Annotated in this window: 17 protein-coding genes; 9 read left to right on the top strand and 8 right to left on the bottom strand. The window is 69.7% G+C overall.

Annotated features, from left to right (window positions below; all coding sequences use genetic code 11):
* Positions 1–27: 27 nt before the first annotated feature.
* Both valS and F8O03_RS16090 read right to left on the bottom strand, forming a co-directional pair.
* The gene (valS, locus tag F8O03_RS16085; RefSeq protein ID WP_151424763.1) at positions 28–2655 is read right to left on the bottom strand and encodes a valine--tRNA ligase; all 2628 of its coding nucleotides are present in this window, start codon (positions 2653–2655) and stop codon (positions 28–30) included.
* Positions 2656–2919: 264 nt separating this feature from the next.
* The gene (locus tag F8O03_RS16090) at positions 2920–4800 is read right to left on the bottom strand and encodes a phosphoenolpyruvate carboxykinase (GTP) (RefSeq protein WP_244296335.1); all 1881 of its coding nucleotides are present in this window, start codon (positions 4798–4800) and stop codon (positions 2920–2922) included.
* Positions 4801–5031: 231 nt separating this feature from the next.
* On the opposite strand from F8O03_RS16090, the gene F8O03_RS16095 reads away from it, so the two are divergent.
* Positions 5032–6483 carry a helix-turn-helix transcriptional regulator gene (locus F8O03_RS16095; protein ID WP_244296336.1) on the top strand — a complete coding sequence of 484 codons (1452 nt, stop codon included), beginning with the start codon at positions 5032–5034 and terminating at the stop codon, positions 6481–6483.
* Between the two features lie 16 nt (positions 6484–6499).
* On the opposite strand, the gene F8O03_RS16100 is transcribed toward F8O03_RS16095, so the two are convergent.
* A complete protein-coding gene (locus tag F8O03_RS16100; protein WP_151424765.1) occupies positions 6500–7021 on the bottom strand; it encodes a metallophosphoesterase family protein in 522 nt (173 codons plus the stop codon).
* Between the two features lie 112 nt (positions 7022–7133).
* On the opposite strand from F8O03_RS16100, the gene F8O03_RS16105 reads away from it, so the two are divergent.
* The 3 genes from F8O03_RS16105 to F8O03_RS16115 are packed head-to-tail and all read left to right on the top strand — an operon-like array spanning position 7134 to position 9909.
* Positions 7134–8363 (top strand): sensor histidine kinase, encoded by a 1230-nt coding sequence (locus tag F8O03_RS16105; RefSeq protein ID WP_151424766.1) that lies wholly within the window; start codon positions 7134–7136, stop codon positions 8361–8363.
* Positions 8351–9079: a LuxR C-terminal-related transcriptional regulator gene (locus F8O03_RS16110; RefSeq protein ID WP_151424767.1), complete on the top strand. Its 729-nt coding sequence runs from the start codon at positions 8351–8353 to the stop codon at positions 9077–9079. Before F8O03_RS16105 ends, F8O03_RS16110 begins: the two co-directional genes overlap by 13 nt.
* Positions 9076–9909, top strand: coding sequence for a DUF4097 family beta strand repeat-containing protein (locus tag F8O03_RS16115; protein ID WP_151424768.1), 834 nt, complete (start codon positions 9076–9078; stop codon positions 9907–9909). The genes F8O03_RS16110 and F8O03_RS16115 overlap by 4 nt, the downstream gene beginning before the upstream one ends.
* A gap of 42 nt (positions 9910–9951) precedes the next feature.
* On the opposite strand, the gene nikE is transcribed toward F8O03_RS16115, so the two are convergent.
* The 4 genes from nikE to F8O03_RS16135 are packed head-to-tail and all read right to left on the bottom strand — an operon-like array spanning position 9952 to position 15170.
* The gene (nikE, locus tag F8O03_RS16120) at positions 9952–11601 is read right to left on the bottom strand and encodes a nickel ABC transporter ATP-binding protein NikE (protein WP_244296337.1); all 1650 of its coding nucleotides are present in this window, start codon (positions 11599–11601) and stop codon (positions 9952–9954) included.
* Positions 11598–12482: an ABC transporter permease gene (locus F8O03_RS16125; protein ID WP_151424769.1), complete on the bottom strand. Its 885-nt coding sequence runs from the start codon at positions 12480–12482 to the stop codon at positions 11598–11600. The genes nikE and F8O03_RS16125 overlap by 4 nt, the downstream gene beginning before the upstream one ends.
* Positions 12479–13480 carry an ABC transporter permease gene (locus F8O03_RS16130; protein WP_167516613.1) on the bottom strand — a complete coding sequence of 334 codons (1002 nt, stop codon included), beginning with the start codon at positions 13478–13480 and terminating at the stop codon, positions 12479–12481. Before F8O03_RS16130 ends, F8O03_RS16125 begins: the two co-directional genes overlap by 4 nt.
* 40 nt (positions 13481–13520) lie before the next feature.
* A complete protein-coding gene (locus F8O03_RS16135; protein ID WP_244296338.1) occupies positions 13521–15170 on the bottom strand; it encodes an ABC transporter substrate-binding protein in 1650 nt (549 codons plus the stop codon).
* Positions 15171–15219: 49 nt separating this feature from the next.
* Between F8O03_RS16135 and F8O03_RS16140 the strand changes: the two genes are divergently transcribed.
* Entirely contained in the window at positions 15220–15852 is a 633-nt protein-coding gene (locus F8O03_RS16140) for a helix-turn-helix domain-containing protein (RefSeq protein WP_151424771.1), read from the top strand.
* A gap of 251 nt (positions 15853–16103) precedes the next feature.
* A complete protein-coding gene (locus F8O03_RS16145; RefSeq protein ID WP_151424772.1) occupies positions 16104–17651 on the top strand; it encodes an HNH endonuclease signature motif containing protein in 1548 nt (515 codons plus the stop codon).
* A 27-nt stretch (positions 17652–17678) separates the two neighbouring features.
* Here F8O03_RS16145 and F8O03_RS16150 read toward each other — a convergent pair whose 3' ends face one another.
* Positions 17679–18164, bottom strand: a complete 486-nt coding sequence (locus F8O03_RS16150) for a hypothetical protein (protein ID WP_151424773.1) — start codon at positions 18162–18164, stop codon at positions 17679–17681.
* 376 nt (positions 18165–18540) lie between these two features.
* Here F8O03_RS16150 and ileS point away from each other — a divergent pair, with 376 nt between their 5' ends.
* The 3 genes from ileS (at position 18541) to F8O03_RS16165 (ending at position 23851) form a co-directional block, all read left to right on the top strand.
* Entirely contained in the window at positions 18541–21846 is a 3306-nt protein-coding gene (gene ileS / locus F8O03_RS16155) for an isoleucine--tRNA ligase (RefSeq protein WP_151424774.1), read from the top strand.
* A 230-nt stretch (positions 21847–22076) separates the two neighbouring features.
* Positions 22077–23405: a bifunctional folylpolyglutamate synthase/dihydrofolate synthase gene (locus tag F8O03_RS16160; protein WP_244296346.1), complete on the top strand. Its 1329-nt coding sequence runs from the start codon at positions 22077–22079 to the stop codon at positions 23403–23405.
* Positions 23402–23851 carry a DUF4233 domain-containing protein gene (locus tag F8O03_RS16165; RefSeq protein ID WP_167516614.1) on the top strand — a complete coding sequence of 150 codons (450 nt, stop codon included), beginning with the start codon at positions 23402–23404 and terminating at the stop codon, positions 23849–23851. Before F8O03_RS16160 ends, F8O03_RS16165 begins: the two co-directional genes overlap by 4 nt.
* Positions 23852–23885: the final 34 nt, after the last annotated feature.

Consider the following 23885-nt stretch of genomic DNA (forward strand, 5'->3'; position numbering starts at 1 on the left):
GCACTCAGACTTGGGGGAACCCCCAGCCTACGACGACGCCTCGGTCTGCGGGGCGACGAGCAACTCGATATCGCGGACCTCGAGGGTCTCGGCGACCTCGAAGTCGAGCTGCTCGATGCGGCCGACGTGGCGGAGATCCGCGGAAGCGAGGCGAAGCAGGGCCACCGACTCCTCGGGTGCCGCGATGACGGCACTCGCAACCGGAGTCTTCTGGGAGGCCTTCGCCGCGGTCTTGGCACCTCGGATGCTCGTGAGGGCCGTGCTCGTCAGTGCGAGCAGCGCCCCGTCCTGGTCGCCAGCCGCAGCGAGGTCGGCCGAAGTCGGCCAGGCCGCCGTGTGCAGCTCGGAGTCGTGCCACCACGACCACGATTCGGCGGTCGCGAACGGGATGAACGGCGCGAAGAGCCGGAGGAGCACGTCGATCGCTGAGCGCATCGCGGTGACGGCCGAGGCCTGAGCCTGGGTGTCGTCGCCTGCGCCGTACGCGCGCTCCTTGACGAGCTCGAGGTAGTCGTCGCAGAACGTCCAGAAGAACGTCTCGGTGACTTCGAGCGCGCGAGCGTGGTTGTACTCGGAGAACGCCTTCGTCGCCTCACCGACGACTCGGTTCAGCTCGGCGAGCATTGAGCGGTCGAGCGGCTCGGTGACCTCGCCCACGTGGTCGCCGTAGCCGAGCACGAGCTTCGAAGCGTTGAGGACCTTGATCGCGAGGCGTCGGCCGATCTTGATCTGCGTCGGGTTCTTCGGGTCGAACGCCGCGTCGGTGCCGAGGCGGCTGGAGGCAGCCCAGTAGCGCACGGCGTCGGAGCCGTGGGCCTCGAGCATGTCGGCGGGAGTGACGACATTGCCCTTCGACTTGGACATCTTCTTGCGGTCGGGGTCGACGATGAAGCCGGAGATCGTGGCGTTCGACCAGGGCGCGACGCCGTGCTCGAGCTGCGCACGGAGCACGGTCGAGAAGAGCCAGGTGCGGATGATGTCCTGGCCCTGCGGGCGAAGGTCGTAGGGGAAGACGAGCCTGAAGAGCTCCTCGTCCGACTCCCAGCCACCCGCGAGCTGCGGGGTGAGCGAGGAGGTCATCCACGTGTCCATGACGTCGACTTCACCGAGGAAGCCGCCGGCCTCGCCGCGCTGCGCCTCGGTGTAGCCGTTCGGCACGTCAGACGACGGGTCGACGGGCAGCTGCGCCGCATCCGGCGTGATGGGCGACTCGAACTGCACTTCGCCGTCGGCGTCGATGGGGTACCAGACGGGGATGGGCACGCCGAAGAAGCGCTGGCGCGAGATGAGCCAGTCGCCTGAGAGGCCCTCGACCCAGTTCTCGTAGCGCACGCGCATGAAGTCGGGCCAGAACGCGATCTCGCGGCCGAGCTCGATGAGGCGGGCCTTGAGGGCGGGGTCGGTCGCCCCGTTCTTCACGTACCACTGGCGCGTGGAGACGATCTCGAGGGGGCGGTCGCCCTTCTCGAAGAACTTGACGGGGTGCTGGATGGGCTTGGGGTCGCCGACCAGGTCGCCGGAGGCCTGCAGCAGCTCGACGACCGCCTTCTTGGCGCTGAACACGGTCTTGCCGGCGAGCTCGGCGTAGGCGGCCTTGCCCGCTTCACTCGTGATGGCCTCGGGGGCATCTGCGATGAGGCGGCCGTCCTTGCCGAGCACGGTGCGGTTGGGGAGCTTCAGCTCACGCCACCAGATCACGTCGGTGACGTCGCCGAAGGTGCAGATCATCGCGATGCCGCTTCCCTTGTCCTTCTGAGCGAGGGGATGCGCGAGCACGGGCACCTCGACGCCGAAGAGGGGCGTCGTGACGGTCGTGCCGAACAGCGGCTGGTAGCGCTCGTCGTCGGGATGTGCGACGAGGGCCACGCATGCGGGGAGGAGCTCTGGGCGGGTGGTCTCGATGAAGATGGGCTCGCCGCCCTCGCGCGCGAAGCCGATGCGGTGGTAGGCGCCCGGCTGGTCGCGGTCCTCGAGCTCGGCCTGTGCGACGGCGGTGCGGAACGTGATGTCCCACAGCGTCGGCGCCTGGTCCTGGTAGGCCTCGCCGCGCTCGAGGTTGCGGAGGAAGCCGAGCTGGCTCTTGCGGCGCGAGGAGTCGTCGATCGTGCGGTAGCTCTGGGTCCAGTCGACGGAGAGCCCGAGCTGGCGCCAGAGTTCCTCGAAGGCCTTCTCGTCCTCGATGGTGAGCTGCTCGCAGAGCTCGATGAAGTTGCGGCGGGAGATGGGCTGCTGGTCGGCGGCCTTGATGCTCTTGCCGTCGCCGCCCTCGTGCGGGGGAGTGAAGTCGGCGACGTAGGGCAGCGACGGGTCGCAGCGAACCCCGTAGTAGTTCTGCACGCGGCGCTCGGTGGGGAGGCCGTTGTCGTCCCAGCCCATGGGGTAGAAGACGCGCTTGCCGCTCATGCGCTGGAAGCGCGCGACGACGTCGGTGTGCGTGTACGAGAACACGTGGCCGACGTGCAGCGAGCCCGACGCGGTCGGCGGAGGGGTGTCGATCGAGTAGATGTCGCCTCGCGTCGCGCCGTCGCGGTTGAAGCGGTAGGTGCCGGAGTTCTCCCAGCGTTCACCCCACTTGACTTCGAGGCCCTCGAGGACGGGCTTGTCTGGAATGCCCTGAGTCGAGGAAGAAGGGGGAACTGAGGGCGAGCTGGACATGCACACTCCGTGTCGATGTGGGCGGCACCGAGTCTGGGGTGCCTGTTGTGAACCCATCCAGGGTAGCGGCTTCCGGGGTGGCGCGCGTTGCCGGGCGGGTCGCCTGCGAGGGCAAGGAAAAGCCCCTCAGAGGCGCATCCCTGAGGGGCTCAGCTGCGAACACCGGGGTTCGAGCTGCCAGGAGTTGTGCGCCCCTCCGCGCCACGCGCGCGCGGAGGGGCACAGCTTGCGGCGAGTGGTCGGAGTCCCGCTCGCCGCCGTCGGTCAGGCCCGGATGGGGGCCTTGGTCTGGGTCGTGGTGGAGGCGGCGGCCGCGTCCAGTGCCGCGTGCACGGCGTCGAGCTCCGTGTAGAGCGTCGCGGGAACCTTCTCGCCGATGCTGTCGAAGTACTCGCGCGTCACGCCGACCTCCACGAGCCACGAGGCGGGGTCGACGGTGAAGATCTCGTCGAGGGCTGCAGGGTCGAAGCCGTCGAGGCCCGAGATGTCGATGTCGCTGGTCACGGGCAGCTGGCCGATGGGGCTCTCGATCGAGTCGGCGCGGTTCTCGAGCCGATCGATGATCCACTTCACGGCGCGCACGTTCTCGCCGAATCCTGGCCACAGGAACGTGCCGTCCTGGTCCTTGCGGAACCAGTTGACCTGGAAGATGCGCGGGGCCTTGTCGCCGAGGTCGGCGCCGGTCTTGAGCCAGTGCCCCCAGTAGTCGGCCATGTGGTACCCGGCGAAGGGTTGCATCGCGAACGGGTCGCGGCGCAGGATGCCGACGGGTCCTTCCGCCGCGGCGGTCTGCTCGCTCGCGAGCGTCGCGCCGAGGAAGCAGCCGTGCTTCCAGTCCTTCGACTCGAAGACGAGCGGCACGTTGCTCGCTCGGCGGCCGCCGAAGAGGATCGCATCCACGGGGACGCCGTCCGGGGCCTCCCAGGCGGGGGAGAGGGTCGGGCACTGCGAGGCGCGAACCGTGAAGCGGGCGTTGGGATGCGCGGCCTTGGTCCCCGATTCGGGAGTCCAGTCGTTGCCCTGCCAGTCGATGAGGTGCGCGGGCGCCTCATCTGTCATGCCCTCCCACCACACGTCACCGTCGTCGGTGAGCGCGACGTTCGTGAAGATGGTGTTCGTCGTGATGGTCTCCATCGCGACGGGGTTGGTGTCGTAGCCGGTGCCGGGGGCGACCCCGAAGAAGCCGAACTCGGGGTTGATGGCGTTGAGGCGACCGTCGGCGGCCTTGCGCATCCACACGATGTCGTCGCCGAGCGTCTCGACCTTCCAGCCGTCGAGCTTGGGCTTCATCATCGCGAAGTTCGTCTTGCCCGTCGCCGACGGGAAGGCGCCCGTGAGCGTGTAGGTCTTGCCTTCCGGGCTCGTGACCTGGATGAGGAGCATGTGCTCGGCCATCCAGCCCTCGTCGTGTCCCATGGCCGAGGCGATGCGCAGCGCGAAGCACTTCTTGCCGAGGAGTGCGTTGCCGCCGTACCCGGAGCCGTACGAGATGATCTCGCGCGTCTCGGGGAAGTGGGTGATGTACTTCGACTCGTTGTGCGGCCAGGCCACGTCCGGGCGGCTCGCGCCGTCCTCGAACTCGAGCGGGAAGCCCACGGAGTGGAGCGCCTTGACCCAGTCGCGGCCGGGCGTCAGGTGCTCGAGGGCGCCGTCGCCGGAGCGCGTCATGAGCGCCATGGACAGCACGACGTATGGCGAGTCGGTGATCTCGACGCCGTACTGCGTGATGGCACCGCCGAGGGGGCCCATCGCGAACGGCACGACGTACATGGGGCGGCCACGCATGGACCCGTCGAAGAGGCCGCTGAGCTCGGCCTTCATCTCGGCAGGCGCGCGCCAGTTGTTCGTGGGCCCTGCATCTTCTTCCTTCTCCGAGCAGATGTAGGTGCGGCTCTCGACACGGGCGACATCGCCGGCGTCCGAGCGGGCGAGGTACGACCCAGGGCGGAGCTCTTCGTTGAGCTTGATGAGCGTGCCTGCGTCGACCATCTCAGCGGTGAGGGCGTCGATCTCGGCCTGCGATCCGTCGCACCAGACGATGCGGCTCGGCTTGGTCAGTGCCGCGATCTCCCGCACCCAGTCGTTGACTTCCGGGTTCGCTGCCCGCTGCGGGATGTCGAGGTGGTCGTGTGCGTGTTCAGTCATTTCGAAGCTGCTTTCACTGTTCTGCATGCCGGCGTTCTCCGGCCAGCATGCGTACATGGCGTCGTACCCCCAGTGTTGACCTGCTGGGGTTGCCCCGGGATGGAGATTGGCCGAGAAAAATGGCAAAATTTCACACATCAGCAATTCAGATGCCCGGAGGCACCCATGAGCGGACTCGGTCCTTTCCCCGCTGCGCAAAAATCGTCAGCAACCAAAGGGAAAGGTGGCGCCGTGGACTCCCTCCTGCTCGGGCGGCGCATCCGCTACTACCGCAAGGAGCGCTCGCTCACGCTCGAGGCCCTCGGCGAGAAGACCGGCCTGCTCGCGAGCCAGCTGTCGCTCATCGAGAACGGCAAGCGCGAGCCGAAGCTCTCCGTGCTGCAGCAGCTCGCCGACGCCTTCGACGTCGAACTCAGCGAGATGCTCGCCAACACGCCACCCGACGACCGCTCACGCCTCGAGATCGAGGTCGAGCGGGCACAGAGCTCGTCCGTCTACCGGGAACTCGGTCTGCCGCGCATCCCCTCGACGAAATCGCTCTCCGACGAGGTGCTCCGCGCGCTCGCGGGCATGCACAGCGAGATCGTTCGCCGCCAGACCGAGGCGAGCGCGACCCCGGAGGAGGCTCGCCGGGCCAACACCGAGCTGCGCCTCGCGATGCGGGCGCACGACAACTACATGCCGGACCTCGACAAGCTCGCCGACGAGCTGCTGAGCCGCGTCGACCACACCCGCGGCGCCCTCATGCACCACTCCGTGGGCAAGATGGCCGACCACCTGGGCTTCCAGCTCATCTACGTCAACGACCTCCCACGGTCGACGCGCTCCATCACCGACCTCGAGAACGGGCGCATCTACCTGCCGCCCGCCTCCATCCCAGGTGGCCACGGGCTGCGAGCCATGGCGCTGCAGGCCATGGCACACCGCGTGCTCGGGCACCGGCGTCCCGAGGACTACGCCGACTTCCTGCGCCAACGCCTCGAGATCAACTACTTCGCGGCGGCCTGCCTCATGCCGGAGGCGCGCTCCGTCGCGTTCCTCCGCGACGCGAAGGAGCGCCGCGACATGGCCGTCGAGGACTTCCGGGATGCGTTCGGCGTGACCCACGAGGCCGCAGCGCTGCGCATGACGAACCTGCTCACCTCGCACCTCGACATCAAGCTGCACTTCCTGCGCGTCGACGACAAGGGCTCCATCTCGAAGGCCTACGAGAACGATGGGCTGCCGCTGCCGCAGGACGTCACCGGTTCGGTCGAGGGCCAGTTCGTGTGCCGCAAGTTCTCGGCGGTCAGCTCCCTCGCCCGCACGAACCGCACAACGGAGACCTACCAGTACACGGACACCCCGGCCGGCACCTTCTGGTGCTCGACGCAGACCGGGCACGCCGACGCCGGCGAGTTCTCCATCACGATCGGGGTGCCGTTCGACGAAGCCCGCTGGTTCCGCGGACGCGACACGAAGCAGCGCGCATCCTCGACCTGCCCGGACGGCGCGTGCTGCCGGACGCCGAGCAGCGACCTGAGCGAGCGGTGGGCGGCGAAGGCCTGGCCGAGCGCCCGCGTGCACGCGCACGTCTTCTCGCCGCTCCCGACCGGCGACTTCCCGGGGGTCGACCAGCGCGAGGTGTTCGAGTTCCTCGAGCGCCATGACATCGACGCCGACCGGGCCACCGCAGACGCCTAGAGGCGACCCAGGTGACCTAGGCGGGCACGACCTCGCCCGTGCGCGCATCCCGCAGCTCCACCTGCGTGAGCCTGCCCGCATCCACCCTCGCGGTCAGGTAGGTCACCCGCGGCTGGCGGCGCCGGTCGGTGGGGGAGCCCGGGTTGAGCAGGCGAAGACCGTTCGGGGTGACCGTGTCCCACGGGATGTGGCTGTGGCCGAAGACCAGCACGTCAGCGTTGGGGAAGACCGTGTCCATGCGGCGCTCGCGGCCCGCCTTCTGCCCGGTCTCGTGCGTCATCGCGAACCGGACGCCGTCGAGCTCGACCTGCGCGACTTCGGGGAGGCGCTCCCTGAGGTCCCGCCCATCGTTGTTGCCCCAGACGCCGACGACCCGGGGTGCCCGGGCTTCGAGCTCGTCGAGCGTCGCGAGGTCGACCCAGTCGCCCGCGTGGAAGACGACATCCGCCCCCTCGATCGCCGTCCACAGTGCGTCGGGAAGGATCTTGGCGCGCTTCGGCAGGTGGGTGTCGGCGATGAGCACGAGGTCGAGGGGCATGAGCTCATGCTCCCAGCTGAAGCAGGACGCGCGCTTCCTGGGGGAAAACCCCCGCTGAGGTGTGAGGGATGCTCCGTGTTGCCGCGCGACGCGCGACCATAGCGTTGTGGACATGAAGAACAACGTCAAGCAGCTGAGTCTCACCTCGCTGCACCTCGCCGCCGGTGGCGTCATCGCGCCGCTCCTGCTCTCACTCCTGTTCGGCCTCCTCGGCCTCGGCGTCGGACTCCTCTTCGTGCTGGGCGTCGGCGTCATCGTTCTCGCGGGCCTCGCGTTCGCGTTCCGTGGCGTCTCGGCCTTCGAGCGTCGCCGCGTCGCCGCCCTCTACGACCGTCCGCTCGACGACTCCGGGATGCGCCGCTCGCGTCGCCGCGACGGCTGGCGGTTCGTGCTCACCCCGCTGGTCCAGTTCGCGGACGGGGCCAACTGGAAGGCCATGCTGCACCTCGTGATCGTCGCCGTCCTCGGCACGCTGACTCTCGGGTCGCTGCAGCTCGGCGTCTCGGGCGTCTTCGCGCTCTTCTCCCCGCTGCAGAACCGGGAGACGCTGAGCGTGTGGGGCATGGACTTCGCCGTCACGCCGTTCGTGGGGGTCCTCATCGGCATCGGGATGCTGCTCGTCGCCGTCGCCCTCATCGTCGCGTTCGCCTACGTGCAGCGCGCCGCATCCATCAGCCTCCTCTCCCGCGATCGGGAGCAGCAGCTGGAGGAGGAGGTGCGCGACGCCGGTCGCCGCCGCACGGTTGCTGTTCGTGGCGCCGCCACGGAGCGCGACCGCATCGAGCGCGACCTGCACGACAGCGTGCAGCCTCGCCTCGTCTCGATCGGCATGACGCTCGGCATGGCCAAGACGAAGCTCGACTCCGACCCCTCCCGCGCGGCGGAGCTCATCGACGAGGCGCACGCCTCCACGAAGGAGGCCGTGACGGAGCTGCGCCAGCTGGCCCGCGGCTTCCAGCCGGCTGTGCTCACCGACCGTGGGCTCGACGCGGCGCTCTCTGGCCTCGCAGCGCGCTCCCACATCCCGGTCGTGCTCGACGCGCAGCTGCCTGGGCGTTGCTCGAAGGATGCGGAGGCCGCCGTGTACTTCGCCGTCGCCGAATCGCTCGGCAACGCGGCGAAGCACTCGGGTGCTTCGGAGATCTCGGTGCAGGTCCGCATGCGCGGCTCGATGCTGTGGGCTCGCATCCAGGACGACGGACGGGGCGGCGCGCGGCTCATCCCCGGTGGCGGGCTCGACGGCGTGACCGACCGCATCGAGGCGGCAGGCGGCGGGATCACGATCTCCAGCCCACCGGAAGGACCGACGACGATCGAGGTGAGCGTGCCATGCGGATCCTGATCTGCGAAGACTCCGCGCTCCTGCGGGAGGGCATCGCCCGCCTGCTCGAGGACGCCGGTCACACGATGGTCGGCATCCTGGCCGACGACGGACGCCTCGATCGGCTCGTCGCCGACACGAACCCCGATCTTGTGATCCTCGATGTCCGCCTCCCGCCCGGCTTCACCGACGAGGGCATCCGCGCGGCGCTTCGGCTTCGCGCCACCGACCCAGGCCTGGCCGTCCTGGTGCTCTCGCAGTACGTCGAGGAGCGCTACGCCTCTGAGCTCATCTCGAGCTCGCGCGGCGGGCTCGGCTACCTCCTGAAGGACCGGGTCGCCGACGTCGAGCAGTTCCTCGCCGGCGTGGACAACGTCGCGGCTGGCGGCACGGTGCTCGACTCGGAGGTCGTCGCGCAGCTGCTCGCCAGAAAGACGAGGGATGCGCGCTTCGAGCGGCTCACGCCGCGCGAGTCGGAAGTGCTGGGGCTCATGGCAGAGGGCCGTTCCAATCACGCGATCGCCGAGGCGCTCCACGTGAGCGCCGGGAGCGTCGAGAAGCACATCTCGGCGGTCTTCCAGAAGCTCGAGCTCGACCAGGGCGACGGCGGGAACCGGCGCGTGCTGGCCGTCCTCGCGCACCTTGACGGGCAGGGGCACACGCCCCGTCCGACCCCACAGACACCCCTCGATGGACAGGGCCACGTGGCCCGATTCCCGAACGGAGAACTCCGATGACCACGCCAACTCTCGAACCGGACACGCGCCCAGACGCCTCGGGCGACAGCACAAAGCGCTTCGGCTGGATCACGATCACCGTCGCCATCGTGGGCGGGATGGTGGTCGCGGGCACGCTGACGAGCGCCGTCTTCGGCAACCTCCGTGATGTCATGCGCGACGAGACGACCATCACGGAATCGGTCGCGGGCGTGTCCTCGCTGCGCGTCGACGTCGACTCGGTTGGCATCGAGATCGAGTTCGGCGACGTCTCCGAGGCGCAGCTCGCGGTGGAGACGAAGGGCTTCAAGCAGGCCGGTGACTGGCAGCTCACGACCGAGGGCGGGGAGCTCGCCGTCGAGCGGGCGGGTGGCCGCAGCGGCGGCCCCTTCGGCGACGAAGAGCTCTCGCTGACGCTGCCGAGGACGTTGGCGGGGGAGGACCTGGATGCCCAGATCACCGTCAGCTCCGGTGCCGCGAGCCTCGAGGGTGACTTCGGCGACCTCGTCATCGAGACGAACTCGGGCGCGAGCAACTTCGAAGGCTCCGCCGCGAACCTCACCGTGAGCACCGGGTCCGGTGCCTCGAACATCGAGGCGGAGGTCTCCGGGGACGTGGTGCTTTCCGCCAACTCGGGTGCTCTCAACGCCGTCTTCACCGGATCCGCGCCGAAGGGCACTGACATCTCGCTCGAATCGGGCTTCGGCAGCGTCGCGCTGCCCGACGGTGCCTACACGGTCGAGTCGAACCTCAGCGAGTCGGGGGCGGCGAACGTCAACGTCCGCCAGTCAGACGATGCAGAGAGCACGCTGTCCGTCTCGGTCGGTTCCGGTTTCCTGACCGTCGAGTAGGTCTCCGCGGCGCCCCGCCACTCCCCGGGCACCCGGCTCAGCTCAGCGCACCTCGAGGCTCCTCTGGGCCTCGAGGAGGGCGCGGCTGGCCGGGTGCTTCGGCGCGGCGAAGAGCTCGGCGACGGGCGCGGTCTCGACGAGCTCGCCCTCGCTCATGACCGCGACGCGATCGGAGAGCTGCGCCACGACCGCGAGGTCGTGCGAGATGAAGAGGCAGGCGAGGCCGAGGTCGTCGACGAGCCGTTGGATGAGCGCGAGCACCTGCGCCTGCACCGTCACGTCGAGCGACGACACCGGTTCGTCGCACAGCAGCACGTCCGGTTCGGGGGCGAGAGCCCGCGCGATGGCCACTCGCTGCCGCTGCCCGCCGCTCAGGTGGAGCGGGCGAAGTCCCGCGATCGAGGCGTCGAGCCCGACCTGCTCGAGCGCGGCCTCGATGGCCGCCCGGTTCGTGCGCACCGATCTCGACCTGCCCGCGGTGATCGCATCCGCGAGGATCTCGCCCACCGTGCGCCGCGGGTCGAAGCTCGACAGCGCATCCTGCGGCACGTAGCCGAGTCGCGGCCGACGCGGCCTGCGACGGCGCTCCGGCGCCGGGTTCCAGGGCTCGCCGAGGAAGGTGACCGACCCCGAGTCCGGCTGTTCAAGGCCGAGCGCGATGCGGGCGAGCGTCGACTTGCCTGAGCCGGAGCTGCCGACGATGCCGAGCGTCTCCCCGCGGCCGAGGAAGAACGAGGCCCCGCGCACGGCGTGCACCGGCGGGGCCCCGAGGGTGCGGAAGGTTCTGGACACGGCCCGCACGTCGAGGAGCGGCCGAGCGGCCCCGGCTGCAGAGGCGGCAGACGCGTGGCCGGAGGAGTCGACGGTTGGCTTCGGCTGCGCTGCCAGGAGGGTGCGGGTGATGCGGTGCTGGGGCGCGTGGAAGAGCTGCGCGGTCGGCGCCGTCTCGACGACGAGGCCCTCGCTCATGACGGCGACCCGGTCGGCGAGGCGCTGCACGACGCCGAGGTCGTGCGTGATGAAGAGCATCGTCATGCCGTCTGCCTTGAGCGCGTTGAACAGCCCGATGAGCTGCGCCTGCACCGCCTGATCGACCGAGCTCGTCGGCTCATCGGCGATGAGCAGCGCCGGGTCTCCGGCGAGGGCGGCCGCGATCAGCACGCGCTGTCGCTGGCCGCCGGAGAGCTGCCCGCTCCGGCGTCGGGTGACCGACGCGGGCTCCTCGATGCCGACGCGGTCGAGGAGCTCGAGCACGCGCTGCCGCCGCGCCCCTCGCCCCAGGTCGGTGTGCAGCCGCAGCGCGTCGTCGACCTCCCGCCAGACCGGGCGGAGCGGGTCGAGCGCGACCAGCGCATCCTGGTGGACAAGTCCGATGCGGCCCCCGCGGATGGATCGCCACGCCCCGTCGGAAGTCCTCGCCGGCAGCTCTTCGCCGTCGAGTCGCAGGGCTCCGGCCTGCACGCGAGCGCCGTCCCCGCTCAGCCCCAGCAGGGAACGCGCCGTCACGGACTTCCCGGAGCCTGACTCGCCGACCAGCGCCAGGCACTCGCCACGCCGCACCTCGAACGAGACCCCGCGGACGGCCTCGAAGTCGCCGAACGAGACGCGCAGCTCGCTCGCCTCGACGACGAGCCCCGCATCCCGCGCACCCGCGGCGTTCACGTCGCCCTCACTGGGGTCGCGCTCGCTCACGACGCCTGCCTTGTGCGCTGCTGCATGATGCGGCCGAGCATCGTCGCCGTGACGGCGGCGCCGACGATCGCGGTGCCGGGGAAGATCGTGAGCCACCAGCTGCCCGTGGGCAGGTAGAGGCGCCCAGCCGAGAGCATCGAACCCCATTCCGGGCTGGGCGGGGGTTCGCCGAGGCCCAGGTAGCTGAGGGCCGCCGCCCAGACGATCGCCTGCCCGAGCCCGAGGGTCGCGAGTGAGAAGAGCGGCCACGCGACGTTCGGCAGAAGCGTGCGCGTGAACGTGTGCCAGCGCGAGCGGCCGAGCACGAGGTCGGCCTCGACGTAGGCGCTCGCGCGCACCCGGAGCACCTGCGAGCGGATGAGCCTCGCGTACCCGGGTGCCGTCGAGAGGCCGACGGCGATCGTCGTCGTCACCACCCCGGGGCCCGCCAGCACGATGAGCAGGAGGGCGAGGAGGATGCCGGGGAACGCGAAGAACACCTCGACGATGCGGGTCGTGCCGAAGTCGAGCCATGTTGGCCCGAGGCCGGCCGCGAGCCCGAAGACGGCTCCGAGCGCGAGGCCGATGGCGGTCGCGAGCGCGCCGATCGTCAGCGAGGATGCCGCGCCGTGCACCACCCGCGTGTAGACGCCGCGCCCCGACTCGTCGGTGCCGAACGGATGCTCGGGGCTCGGCGGCGAGAACGCGTCGGCCGGGTTCACGGCGAGCGGGTTGCCTGGCGCGAGGAGCTGGGGGAGGAGGGCGGCGATGACGTAGAGCGCCGCGAGCCCGAGCCACACCGCGAGCCACACGCCCCGCCGAGAGCCCGAGCGGGTGCGCCCGGAGCGGCGCGCGCCTGAACCGGCGCGCGCGTCCCGGACCGCAGCAGCCTCGAGACTCATGCGCTCGCCCCGATCCGCTCGCGCGCCCCGGCCCGGTCCCGCGCTCGCGGATCGATGAGCGGCTCGACGAGGTCGGTCAGCACCGTGACGAGCATGTAGGCGGCGGCCACGACGATGAGCACGCCGATGACGTACGGCACGTCGCGTGCGCCGACGGCATCCAGCAGCGAGCGCCCGAGCCCTGGCCTCGCGAAGATCGTCTCGACGACCACCGCGCCGGAGACCAGCGAGCCGAGCGCCCACCCGCTGAGTCCGACGGCGGGGATCGCGGCGTGGCGCAGCACGTGCCGCCAGAAGATCCCGCTTCGCCCTTCCCCCCGCGCACGCGCCGCGAGCACGAACGGCGACTCGAGGGCGTCGAGCATCTGCTCGCGCATGACCTGCCCGAGGTAGCCGGCGAGGGGGAGGGCCAGTGTGATGCTCGGAAGGATGAGGCCGGAGAACCCTGGGCCGGACACGGCGACCGGAAGCCCGAGCATGCCGGCGAAGATCAGCACCAGCACGGCGGCCAGCCAGAAGTGGGGAACGGCGGCGGCGACGACCTCGAGCGTCGAGGCGATGCCCCACGCGAGGCGTCCGCCGCCGGTCGACCACCAGGCGACCGTGAGCGCGATGAGCCAGGCCAATAGCAGCGAGAGGCCGGCCAGGGCGAGGGTGCCCGGCAGCTGCTCGCCGATGAGGTCCGCGACGCTCTCGCGCTGCGCGTAGCTGAAACCGAGGTCCCCCGTCGCGGTGCGCCAGAGCTGCGAGAGGTACTGGAGGAAGAGCGGTTGGTCGAGCCCATTGTCTGCCCGCGCCTGCGCGACCGCCTCCGCGCTGGCGTTCGACCCCGGCCCGCCGAGGATCGCGAGCACCGGGTCGCCCGGCACGGCGCGGACCGCGAAGAACGTGACGGTGATGACGGCCCACAGCACGAAGGCGACGCCGCCGAGACGGAGGAGGATGCGCGGAACCAGCGGCACCAGTCGTGCCGCGCGAGACCGCGCATCCGTCGTCACTCGTCGATTGTCTCGTGTGCCGCGCTCGTCTGTCGTCCCGCTACTCGACGGTGACGTTCACGAGCGACGGCACGTTGACGTTCGGCTGGAGCCGGAAGCCGTGCACGTTGTCGCCGTACGCGAACTGCACGGTCTGGTCGTAGAGCGGGATGACAGTGCCGCTGTCGATGATGAGCTGCTGGGCCTCGCCGTACAGGCGCTCGCGCTCGGCGTCGTCGGTCGTCTTGACGGCGGCCTCGAGGGCCGCGTCGAGCTCTGGCAGCGAGAGGCCCGTGTTGTTGGCGTGGTAGCCGCTCGGGGCTGGCGTGATGCTGTCGGTCGAGTAGACGATGCGCAGCACGTCCGCCGAGTTCTTCGAGTACGGCGCGACGATCGCGTCGAACTCCCACGTGCCGCTGCGCTCGTACCAGGTCGACAGGTCGAGCAGCTCGAGCTGCACGTCGAAGCCCACCTCGGCGCTGGTCGCCTTGATCTGCTCGAGCACCGAGATCTCGGCGGGGATCGACTGGTTCGTGGAGACGGGGAACGCCACCTCGAGGCGCTTGCCGTCCTTGGTGCGCACGCCGTCGGCGTCGCGTGCCGTCCAGCCTGCCTCGTCGAGGAGGGTGGATGCGCGGCCAGCGTCGAACCCGAACGCGTCGGGGTGGGAGGTGGCGAACGGCGTGGCGCTCGAGAGCACTGACGTCGAGCGCTCGAGGGTGCCGAAGTAGAGGGACTCCACGGCGGCGTCGATGTCGGCCGAGGCCGCGAACGCCTCGCGCACCTTGGGGTCGTCGAATGGCGCGCGGGTCGTGTTGAGCTCGATGCGAGCCGTCACGCCCGGTCGAGCTCCGATGAGGTTCTCCTCGGTTCCGTTCGCCTGGAACTGCGCGAGCGCATCCGGCTGCACGGAGTCGATGATGTCTGCCTGGCCGGACTGCAGGGCCGCGAGGCGGGTGGCCGCGTCTGGGATGAACTTCCACTCGATCGTGTCGACGGACGCTCCTGCCTGCCCCTCGGTCGTCACGCCGTCTTCCGGTGGTGTCGTGTGGTTCTCGTTGCGGGTCAGCACGACCTGCGATTGCTTCTCCCACGACTCGACCTTGAACGCTCCCGTACCGATGGGGGCGAGGCAGTTCTCGTCTGTGCCGCGCTCGAGGCCGGCCGGGGACTCGATGGCGAGCCACGTCTGCGCGAGCGATTCGACGAGGGCGCTGTCGGGCTCGCTGAGGTCGAAGCGCACCGTGTGCTCGTCGACGGCGACCGCCTCGGAGACCTTGCCGAGCGCCAGGATCGCCGTCGACGATGCGGTGTCCGGGTCCTTGATGTGCTCGACATTGGCGACAACCGCGTCCGCATCGAACGGCGTGCCGTCGGTGAAGGTCACACCCTCCTTGAGGGAGACGGTCCAGCTCAGCTGGTCGGCGGAAGGCTCGGCACCCGTCGCGAGCCACGGCACGATCTCGCCGGCCTCGTCCTTCGAGAAGAGCGACTCGAGGAACTGGTTCGCGAGGATCGCCTGGGGCCAGTTCCCGCCGACGTGGGGGTCGAGGCAGGTCGGTTCGGCGTCACCCGAGGCATATCGGAGGATTTCACCCTCGCCAGCGGTGCCGGTGTCGCTCGAACAGGCGGCAAGTGGCACGATGAGGGCTGCGGACAAGGCGAGGAGCGCGGCGGGCTTCGCGGAACGGCGGGTGACGGATTCTGACACTCGCAGAGTGTAACCGTGTTTATGGACACCATGCAGAAATGAGTCGGACATGACGGATCACGAGGAGCGGGCCGCGCGTCGAGGTCGGCCCTCGGCGTCGAGTCGCGAGACCCTGGAAGAGGCCGCCCTCGAGCTGTTCCTCGAGCAGGGGTACGAGCAGACGAGCGCGAGCGACATCGCCCGCCGAGCGGGGGTCGCGCGAAGCTCCTTCTTCAACTACTTCACCGCCAAGGCCGACGTGCTGTGGGTCGGCCTCGACCCGCTGCTGGCCGGCATCCCCTCGCTCCTGGATGCGGCTGCCGTCGATCTCGCCGCCGACGACGTCAGCGGATCGGGTGGCGGGCTGGCCGAGTTGCGCCGGGTGCTCCTCGCGATCGCCGAGACCGTCCGTCCTGAGCACATCCCATGGGCCGCGTCGCTTCGCGAGATGACCGGAACGGGTGAGGACCTCGCGGCGACCGGCTCCAAGCGCGCGCTCGTCCAGCAGGCGGCCCTCCGGCGGTACCTGTCGCGCACCGAACCTGCGCTCGACGAGCTGCAGCGGGCTGTCTGCGCTGGCGCGATCGTCGCAGCGGTGGTCGCCGCGGGCGACCGCTGGGTCGAGGCTGGCCCAGCTCGCGGCAGCCTGGCCGAGCTCGTCGACGAGGCGACGGCGCCGATTCTGCGCGCCTACGGTGGTTAAAGGTGTGGGTCGGCTCCGCATCTCGTACGCGCCTGTGCCGCTCACTCGGGAAGCGGCTCGGCGTGACTGTTCTGTAGTTGCTATGTTCTAAGAATGTAGAAAATGCCTGGTCTTGGCATTGAAGTGGCTCGTGCCAAGAGGTATGCTGGTGGTGATCCCGGGGGGAGGTCATCGTGGTCGCTGAAGCCCAGAGTCTCGGTGCAGAGTGCACTTCTGCGTCGCGCCGTGCGAGTGCGCAGCCGTTGACGGAGATGGCCGAGTCGCGATCGCGGGGTATGGCCGAGTCGGCGGTGGTGGATGCGCTGGTCGCGTCACCCGGCCAAGTCGCGGGCCTGCTTGCGGCGGAGATCCCGGTTGTGATCAGCGAGCTCGCGGGGCGTCGGCGCGCTGTGGATGCGGCGCTCGTGGAGGTCACCGGGGAAGCGCTACGACGTGACGAGGAGTCGTCGGCGCCGGACGCGCTCGCGCGAGCGGCCGGGTTCTCGTCGCTCGCAGAGCTGCTGCAGCATCTGCTTGGCGTGGAGATGCGAGACGCGCGAATGCTCGTCGAGCTCGCCGAAGCGACCCGCTCTGGCCGGTCGCTCACTGGAGAACCGCTGCTGCCCGCACGTCCAGCGGTTGCCGGAGCGCTGGCCACGGCGCGCGTTTCGGTTGCACAGGCGTTCATGATCGTGAAGGGGGTGAAGGCCGCTGCAGTTCGGGCTGAACCAGCGCACGTCGACGCTGCCGAGACGGAGCTTGTTGCGTCAGCGCAAGGTGCGACTCCAGTCAGCGCTGACCCTGATGGCATCGATGAGGGCGCCGACCTGCAAGCCGCGGTGCCGGCGACGCCGGAGGAACTGCGCGTGCAGGCGTCCGCGTGGGTCGCGTTCCTCGATCCGGACGGGGCGGAACCGCGCGCGGAGGCGATCGCGCGCAAGCGCGGTCTGTGGGTTCGACAGGCCGCGGACGGGACGGTGCGGGGTCGCTTTGTCGCCACTCCCGAGCAGGGCGAGCTGCTCGTGAAGACGCTCGAGACCCTCACTTCGCCCCGCCGCACGGTTGCATGCGAGCGGACCGGCACCCCAGGGCTCGGAGAGGCGACCGCCGGCGATGATCGCGGCGAGCCTGAAGAGGCTGGCGCGGGTGGTCTGGACGCTGACGATGGGCAAGATGGCGGCCTGGACGCGGCCGAGGTCGACCTCGCACATCCGGACGAGCGAATCACGGACCGGCGGACTCTGCCGCAGCAGCGCGTCGACGCTCTCGGCGAGGTCTTCGCTCGCTACGCGGAGTCCGCCCACGCGCCCCGCGCGGGCGGGGAAGCGCCCACCGTTGTGATCGTCACCACCCTGGCCGGCGCGAACGGGGAAGCGACCCGGCCTGCCGATGTGCCGCACCTTGAGCGCACCGGCACTGCAGTGCCTCCAAGCCTCGTCGCGAAGACCCTCTGCGATGGGTTTGTGCAGACGGCGATCGTCGGCGGCAACGGGGAGATCCTGAAACTGGGACGCCGACAGCGGCTGTACAGCCGCGGGCAACGCCGCGCTCTCGCCGTCCGAGACCAGGGGTGCATCACGCCCGGCTGCTGGAAACCCGTCGGCATGTGCGAAGCGCACCACACCAGCAGGTGGGTCGACGGCGGCCTCACCGACACCGACGACGGCGTCCTCCTTTGCAGCCTGCACCACCACATGGCCCACAGCGAAGAACTCGAACTCGTGAGGGACCACGGCAAGCGGTGGCGAGTCCTCCGCCCCGGCTGGCAGTACCGACTCCTCACCCGCAAGCGATACCGAGAAGTCAAGTCGAGGTGTTGAAGCTGGTCGGACGGCCGCTCGGAGCGCCTAGCTCGTCTGCAGCTCGCAGTACGCGGTCAGCGACGACAGCGCCGACTCGACCTCGCCGAGCTGGGTCAGGATGCTCGCGGCGGCAGCGAACCCGCCCTCGCCGTTCGCGAGCTCCCCGGCAGTCGCCTGCAGCTCCGTCACCTCGGTCACGAGCGTGTCCACGTGGGTCTTGAGGTCGGGGTCGGTCACGCTCTCCTGCAGCGTCGTGAGGCTCGTGCCGATGGTCGCGAGCGTCGCAACGGCCCCCGGGATGTCGCCTGGCACCTGCGTTGAGATGCTCTCGACGCTCGTCCGGATCGAATCGATCTCCGCCTGCACGTCCGCACACGTGCCGCCACCCTCCGCCGTTGTGCTCTCCGCGGACGCGGCGGCCGTCGGGGACGGGGTCGCGGCCCCTCCGCTGCCGGCCGCCGAGCATCCGGTGAGGGCGATCGCGGCGAAGGCGCAGATCGCTGCGAGCTTGGGCAGGCGGGAGGAAAGCATGGGTGGTCCGTTCGTTCTGAGGTGCTCGCTGCGAGGCGAGCATCGGCGAAGCGAGAGTACACAGCCTTCCAATGAGCGCGCCCCGCCCGTTTCACAGGTGTCGACTGGGCGCGTACCATGTTGGCAGCACGACTTTGATCCGCCCATCAGCGGGGAGTCCCCGGAAGAACGGCGAGCGAACCTCTCGAGGAGCACACGCCAAGTAGAACCGGGCGGGCGAGCCCGTCACAGCTCGGAACGAGTGGCGTGTGCCAACGGAAGCCCTTCCTCCAGCGGAAGAATGTTCCGGGGGAGCGCGCAATCGGGGTGGTACCGCGCCGCACGGCGTCCCTGAAGCAGACCAAGCACATCCACTTACTGCCAGGAGTTCCACCGCATGAGCTACCCGAAGGCCTCGTTCGGACCAGCCGCCGAGCCCGCAGGCTCGACCCCCGCCAGCTCGACGAGGGACAGCGTCGCCGCCTCCCCGTCGTTCCCGCGACTCGAAGAGCGCGTCCTCGACTTCTGGCGCGAAGACGGCACCTTCCAGGCGTCCATCGACCAGCGCGAAGGCGCTGAAGAGTGGGTGTTCTACGACGGCCCACCCTTCGCCAACGGCCTCCCGCACTACGGCCACCTCCTCACCGGCTACGCCAAGGACGTCTTCCCCCGCTACTTCACGATGCGCGGCCGCCAGGTGCACCGCCGCTTCGGCTGGGACACGCACGGGCTGCCCGCAGAGCTCGAGGCCATGCGCCAGCTCGGCATCCAGTCGAAGGCCGAGATCGAGGCCATGGGCATCGACACCTTCAACGACGCCGCCCGCGAGTCGGTGCTGAAGTACACGCAGGAATGGCAGGAGTACGTGACCCGCCAGGCCCGCTGGGTCGACTTCGAGAACGACTACAAGACGCTCGACATCTCCTACATGGAGTCGGTGCTGTGGGCGTTCAAGAAGCTCTACGACGACGGCCTCGCCTACGAGGGCTTCCGTGTGCTCCCGTACTGCTGGAACGACGAGACGCCGCTCTCCAACCACGAGCTGCGCATGGACGACGACGTCTACCAGATGCGTCAGGACCAGACGGTCACGGTCACCTTCCCCCTCGATGGTGAGCAGGCGGATGCGCTCGGCCTCGCCGGCGTGAAGGCGCTCGCGTGGACGACGACCCCGTGGACACTCCCGACCAACCTGGCCCTGGCCGTCGGCCCCGAGATCGACTACGCCGTCGTGCCCGCGGGACCGCTCGGCGCGGCCGACGGCACCGAAGCGGGCGAAGGATCCTTCCTGCTCGCCACCGCGCGCGTCGCAGCGCACGCCAAGGAGCTCGGCTACGAGGCCGCAGAAGACGCGACGGCCGCGACGGCTCGCACCCTCAAGGGCGCCGAGCTCGCAGGCCTCCGCTACCAGCGACTCTGGGACTTCTACGCCGACACCGAGACGTACGGCACCCAGAACGCGTGGCAGTTCCTGCTCGGCGACTACGTCACGACCAGCGACGGCACGGGCATCGTCCACCAGGCGCCCGCCTACGGTGAGGACGACAAGGTGCTCAGCGACGCCGCCGGCATCCCGACGATCCTCTCCGTCGACGAGGGCGGCAAGTTCCTCGCCGCCGTCGAGCCCGTCGCCGGCCTACAGGTCTTCGATGCCAACAAGCCGCTCACGCAGCTCCTCAAGGCAGACGGCCGGCTCTTCAAGCAGGCCAGCTACGAGCACTCGTACCCGCACTGCTGGCGCTGCCGCAGGCCCCTCATCTACAAGGCCGTCTCGAGCTGGTTCGTGCGCGTCACGCAGTTCCGCGACGAGCTCGTCGAGCTGAACCAGCAGATCGACTGGGTGCCGGACAACGTCAAGGACGGCCAGTTCGGCAAGTGGCTCGAGGGAGCCCGCGACTGGTCGATCAGCCGCAACCGCTACTGGGGCAGCCCCATCCCCGTGTGGAAGAGCGACGACCCCAGCCACCCGCGAGTGGATGTCTACGGCTCGCTCGACGACATCGAGCGCGACTTCGGCGTGCGCCCCACCGACCTGCACCGCCCGTTCATCGACGAGCTCACGAGGCCGAACCCGGACGACCCGACGGGCGCATCCACGATGCGGCGCATCCCCGACGTGCTCGACGTGTGGTTCGACTCGGGGTCCATGCCCTACGCGCAGGTGCACTACCCGTTCGAGAACCGCGACTGGTTCGACTCGCACTCGCCCGCCGACTTCATCGTCGAGTACATCGGGCAGACGCGCGGCTGGTTCTACGTCATGCACGTGCTGTCGACGGCGCTCTTCCACCGCCCCGCCTTCAAGCGCGTCGTGAGCCACGGCATCGTCCTCGGCAACGACGGCCGCAAGATGTCGAAGAGCCTCCGCAACTACCCGGACGTGCAGGAGGTCTTCGACCGCGACGGCTCCGACGCCATGCGCTGGTTCCTCATGGCGAGCCCCGTGCTGCGCGGCGGCAACCTCATCGTCACCGAGGAGACCATCCGCGAGGGTGTCCGCCAGTTCCTGCTTCCCCTGTGGTCGACGTACTACTTCTTCACGACCTACGCCAACACGGCGGTCGGCTCGACCGAGGCGTACGAGGCCAAGTTCCGCACCGACTCGAGCGACGTGCTCGACCAGTACATCCTCGCGAAGCTCGGCGTGCTCGTCTCCGAGGTGCAGGCCGACCTCGAGGCGCTCGACTCGACGACCGCGGCCTCGCGCCTGCGCGACTTCGGCGACGTGCTCACCAACTGGTACGTGCGGCGCTCGCGGGACCGCTTCTGGCGAGGCGTGACCGACGACGCCTCGAGCACCGAGGCGTTCGACACGCTCTACACGGTGCTCGAGACGCTCACCCGCGTCGCCGCCCCGCTGACGCCGCTCATCTCCGAGACCGTCTGGCGCGGGCTCACGGGCGGCCGCAGCGTGCACCTCACCGACTGGCCGGACGCCTCCGCCTTCCCCAGCGACCAGACGCTCGTCGACTCGATGGACGCGGTGCGCCGTGTCACGAGCTCCGCCCTGTCGCTGCGCAAGCAGGCCGGGCGCCGCGTGCGCCTGCCGCTCGCGAGCCTCACCGTCGTCGCCCCGAACACGGACGCGCTCGAGCCGTTCGCCGGCATCCTGCGCGACGAGCTCAACGTGAAGTCCGTCGAGTTCGAGCAGCTCGTCGACGAGTCTGAGGCCAAGTACGGCATCGACCGGGTCCTGCAGGTCAACGCGCGGGCCGCTGGTCCGCGCCTGGGCAAGCAGGTGCAGCTCGCGATCAAGGCGTCGAAGTCGGGAGACTGGAGCGAGGTCGACGGCGTCGTCACGGCGGGCGGCCTGCAGCTCGAGGCCGGTGAGTACGAGGTCAAGCTCGTCACCGCCGGTGAGAGCGAGGACCGCGCCATCACCCTGCTGCCGAGCGGCGGCATCCTCGTGCTCGACACGAACGTGACCCCCGAGCTCGCCGCCGAGGGCCTCGCCCGCGACGTCGTGCGTGCCGTGCAGGACGCGCGCAAGGAGGCCGGACTCGAGGTCTCCGACCGCATCCGCCTCACCCTGCGTGCCGACGACGCGTCGGTCGCGGCCATCGAAGCGCACCGTGAGCTCATCGCCGGCGAGACGCTCGCCGTCGAGTTCCAGGTGGCCGGCGGACTCGCTGTCCCCGCGGACGCCGAGGCGAGCGCCGACACGTATGGTGCACTGGAGATCGACGTGGAGGTAGTGGCGTGAGCGAACGCGATCAGCAGGATTCCGGCGACTGGGACGACCAGCCCGACGGGAATGAGGGTGTCACGAATTCCGGCGACCTGGAGCTCCGGCCCGAGGACATCGCCGAGACGTTCATGCCGGCGGTCTCCGACGATGAGGACGAGGTCCTGACCGAGCGCGAGGAGGACGAGCGCCTCCTGCTCGAAGGAACGGACTGGGCCAGCGAGGGTGAGCGGGTCTTCGACGAGCTCATGGAGCGCGTGGGGGAGGCGGCTCCCGAGCCGCGCCTGCACGCCACGCGGCGCGCGGTCGAGCTGCTCGGCGACGTGCACACGGCCTACCCCGTCATCCACCTCACGGGGACCAACGGCAAGAGCTCGACGGCACGCATCATCGAGACGGTGCTGCGCGCCCACGGCCTGCGGACAGGCCTCCTGACGAGCCCCCACCTCGAGCGCCTCAACGAGCGCATCGCCGTCGACGGCAGCCCCATCAGCGACGAGCGACTCGTCGCGAACTGGGAGGACATCACCCCGTTCCTCTCGATCGTGGATGCGGAGCTCGAGGCCGCCGGCGAGCCGCGCCTCACGTTCTTCGAGGCGCTCACCGTGCTGGCCTACGCGTGCTTCGCGGACGCGCCGGTCGACGTCGCGGTCGTCGAGGTCGGGATGGGCGGCGAGTGGGATTCCACGAACGTCGCCGACGGCGAGGTGGCGGTCTTCACGCCCATCGCGCTGGACCACACGCAGCGACTCGGCCGAACCCTCGACGAGATCGCGCGCACGAAGGCGGGCATCATCAAGCCGGCCGCACGTGTCGTCACCGCCGAGCAGCAGCCCGAGGTGCTCGCCGAGATCACGCGGGCCGCGGGCATCTCCGAGGCCCAGGTCTTCGCCGAGCCCACCGACTTCGCGGTCACCGACAACCAGCTCGCGGTCGGCGGTCGACTCATCACCGTGCGCGGCATCGTGGGCAGGTACGCGGACCTCCTCCTGCCGCTCGACGGGGAGTACCAGGCCCACAACGCGGCCGTCGCTCTCGCGGCCGTCGAAGCCTTCTTCGGCGCGAACCGGAGCCTGAACGACGAGCTCGTCGAGGCCGCGTTCGGCGAGGTGACGTCCCCCGGCCGACTCGAGCGCATCGGCGTCACGCCCCCCATGCTCATCGACGCCGCCCACAACCCGCACGGCGCGGAGGCGCTCGCGCGAGCGGTGACCGAGTCGTTCGACTTCTCGCGGGTCGTCGTGGTCCTCGGCGTGCTCGAGGACAAGGACGCCGCCGGGATCATCCGGGCGTTGCAGCCCATCGCCGAGCGTTTCGTGGTCACGCAGTCCGACTCGGTGCGTGCCATCGACGCCGAGGCGCTCGGCGACATCGTCCGCGACGTCACGGGCAGCGAACCCGAGGTGCTCGAGCGTGCTGAGGATGCCATCGAACGCGCCCGCGAGGTCGCTCTCGACCTCCTCGCAGAAGGCGCGGACGAGGGCAAGAACGCGGCGGTTCTCATCACAGGCTCCGTGACGCTCATCGGCACGGCACTCACCCTGTCGCGCGACGAAGGCTGGGCGCAGGAGTCGTGAGTCCGCGGAACCGAACCCGAGTCCCTCGCCAGCGCAGCATCCGCGAGGTCATCGGCTCCATCTTCCTGGGTTTCGAGCTCTTCGTCGTCTTCTTGGGCACACTCCTCATCTTCGGGATGCGGGTGCTCGACCCCGTCCCTGCATTCGTGCTCGGGGCGGCCTTCGCCGTGCTCATCCTCGTGACGATCAGATTCCTCCGCCACGAGTGGGGGATCTGGCTCGGATGGGCGGTGCAGGTGCTGCTCGTCGCCGCCGGCTTCCTCCACCCCGGTATGTTCGTCGTCGGGGCGCTGTTCCTCGCCTCCTGGACGTACTTCATGTGGAAGGGCGGCCAGATCGACCGACAGCGGGCCCCGATCATCGCCGAGTACAACCGTCGCCTCGCGGCTGGGGAGATCGGCATCGACGGGCAGCCCATCGACCAGACCGACACACCGAGCAGCTGACGCAGGCTCACATCCACCGACCCGGCCCTCAGGG

Source organism: Pseudoclavibacter terrae, assembly GCF_008831075.1.
GTDB lineage: Bacteria > Actinomycetota > Actinomycetes > Actinomycetales > Microbacteriaceae > Pseudoclavibacter > Pseudoclavibacter terrae.

Bases quoted from the DNA above. Each gene is read 5' to 3' on its own strand.
- valS (WP_151424763.1), bottom strand. From the start codon at position 2,655: ATGTCCAGCTCGCCCTCAGTTCCCCCTTCTTCCTCGACTCAGGGCATT.
- F8O03_RS16090 (WP_244296335.1), bottom strand. From the start codon at position 4,800: ATGACTGAACACGCACACGACCACCTCGACATCCCGCAGCGGGCAGCG.
- F8O03_RS16100 (WP_151424765.1), bottom strand. From the start codon at position 7,021: ATGCCCCTCGACCTCGTGCTCATCGCCGACACCCACCTGCCGAAGCGC.
- F8O03_RS16105 (WP_151424766.1), top strand. From the start codon at position 7,134: ATGAAGAACAACGTCAAGCAGCTGAGTCTCACCTCGCTGCACCTCGCC.
- F8O03_RS16110 (WP_151424767.1), top strand. From the start codon at position 8,351: ATGCGGATCCTGATCTGCGAAGACTCCGCGCTCCTGCGGGAGGGCATC.
- F8O03_RS16115 (WP_151424768.1), top strand. From the start codon at position 9,076: ATGACCACGCCAACTCTCGAACCGGACACGCGCCCAGACGCCTCGGGC.
- F8O03_RS16125 (WP_151424769.1), bottom strand. From the start codon at position 12,482: ATGAGTCTCGAGGCTGCTGCGGTCCGGGACGCGCGCGCCGGTTCAGGC.
- F8O03_RS16140 (WP_151424771.1), top strand. From the start codon at position 15,220: ATGACGGATCACGAGGAGCGGGCCGCGCGTCGAGGTCGGCCCTCGGCG.
- F8O03_RS16145 (WP_151424772.1), top strand. From the start codon at position 16,104: ATGGCCGAGTCGCGATCGCGGGGTATGGCCGAGTCGGCGGTGGTGGAT.
- F8O03_RS16150 (WP_151424773.1), bottom strand. From the start codon at position 18,164: ATGCTTTCCTCCCGCCTGCCCAAGCTCGCAGCGATCTGCGCCTTCGCC.
- ileS (WP_151424774.1), top strand. From the start codon at position 18,541: ATGAGCTACCCGAAGGCCTCGTTCGGACCAGCCGCCGAGCCCGCAGGC.
- F8O03_RS16160 (WP_244296346.1), top strand. From the start codon at position 22,077: ATGGAGCGCGTGGGGGAGGCGGCTCCCGAGCCGCGCCTGCACGCCACG.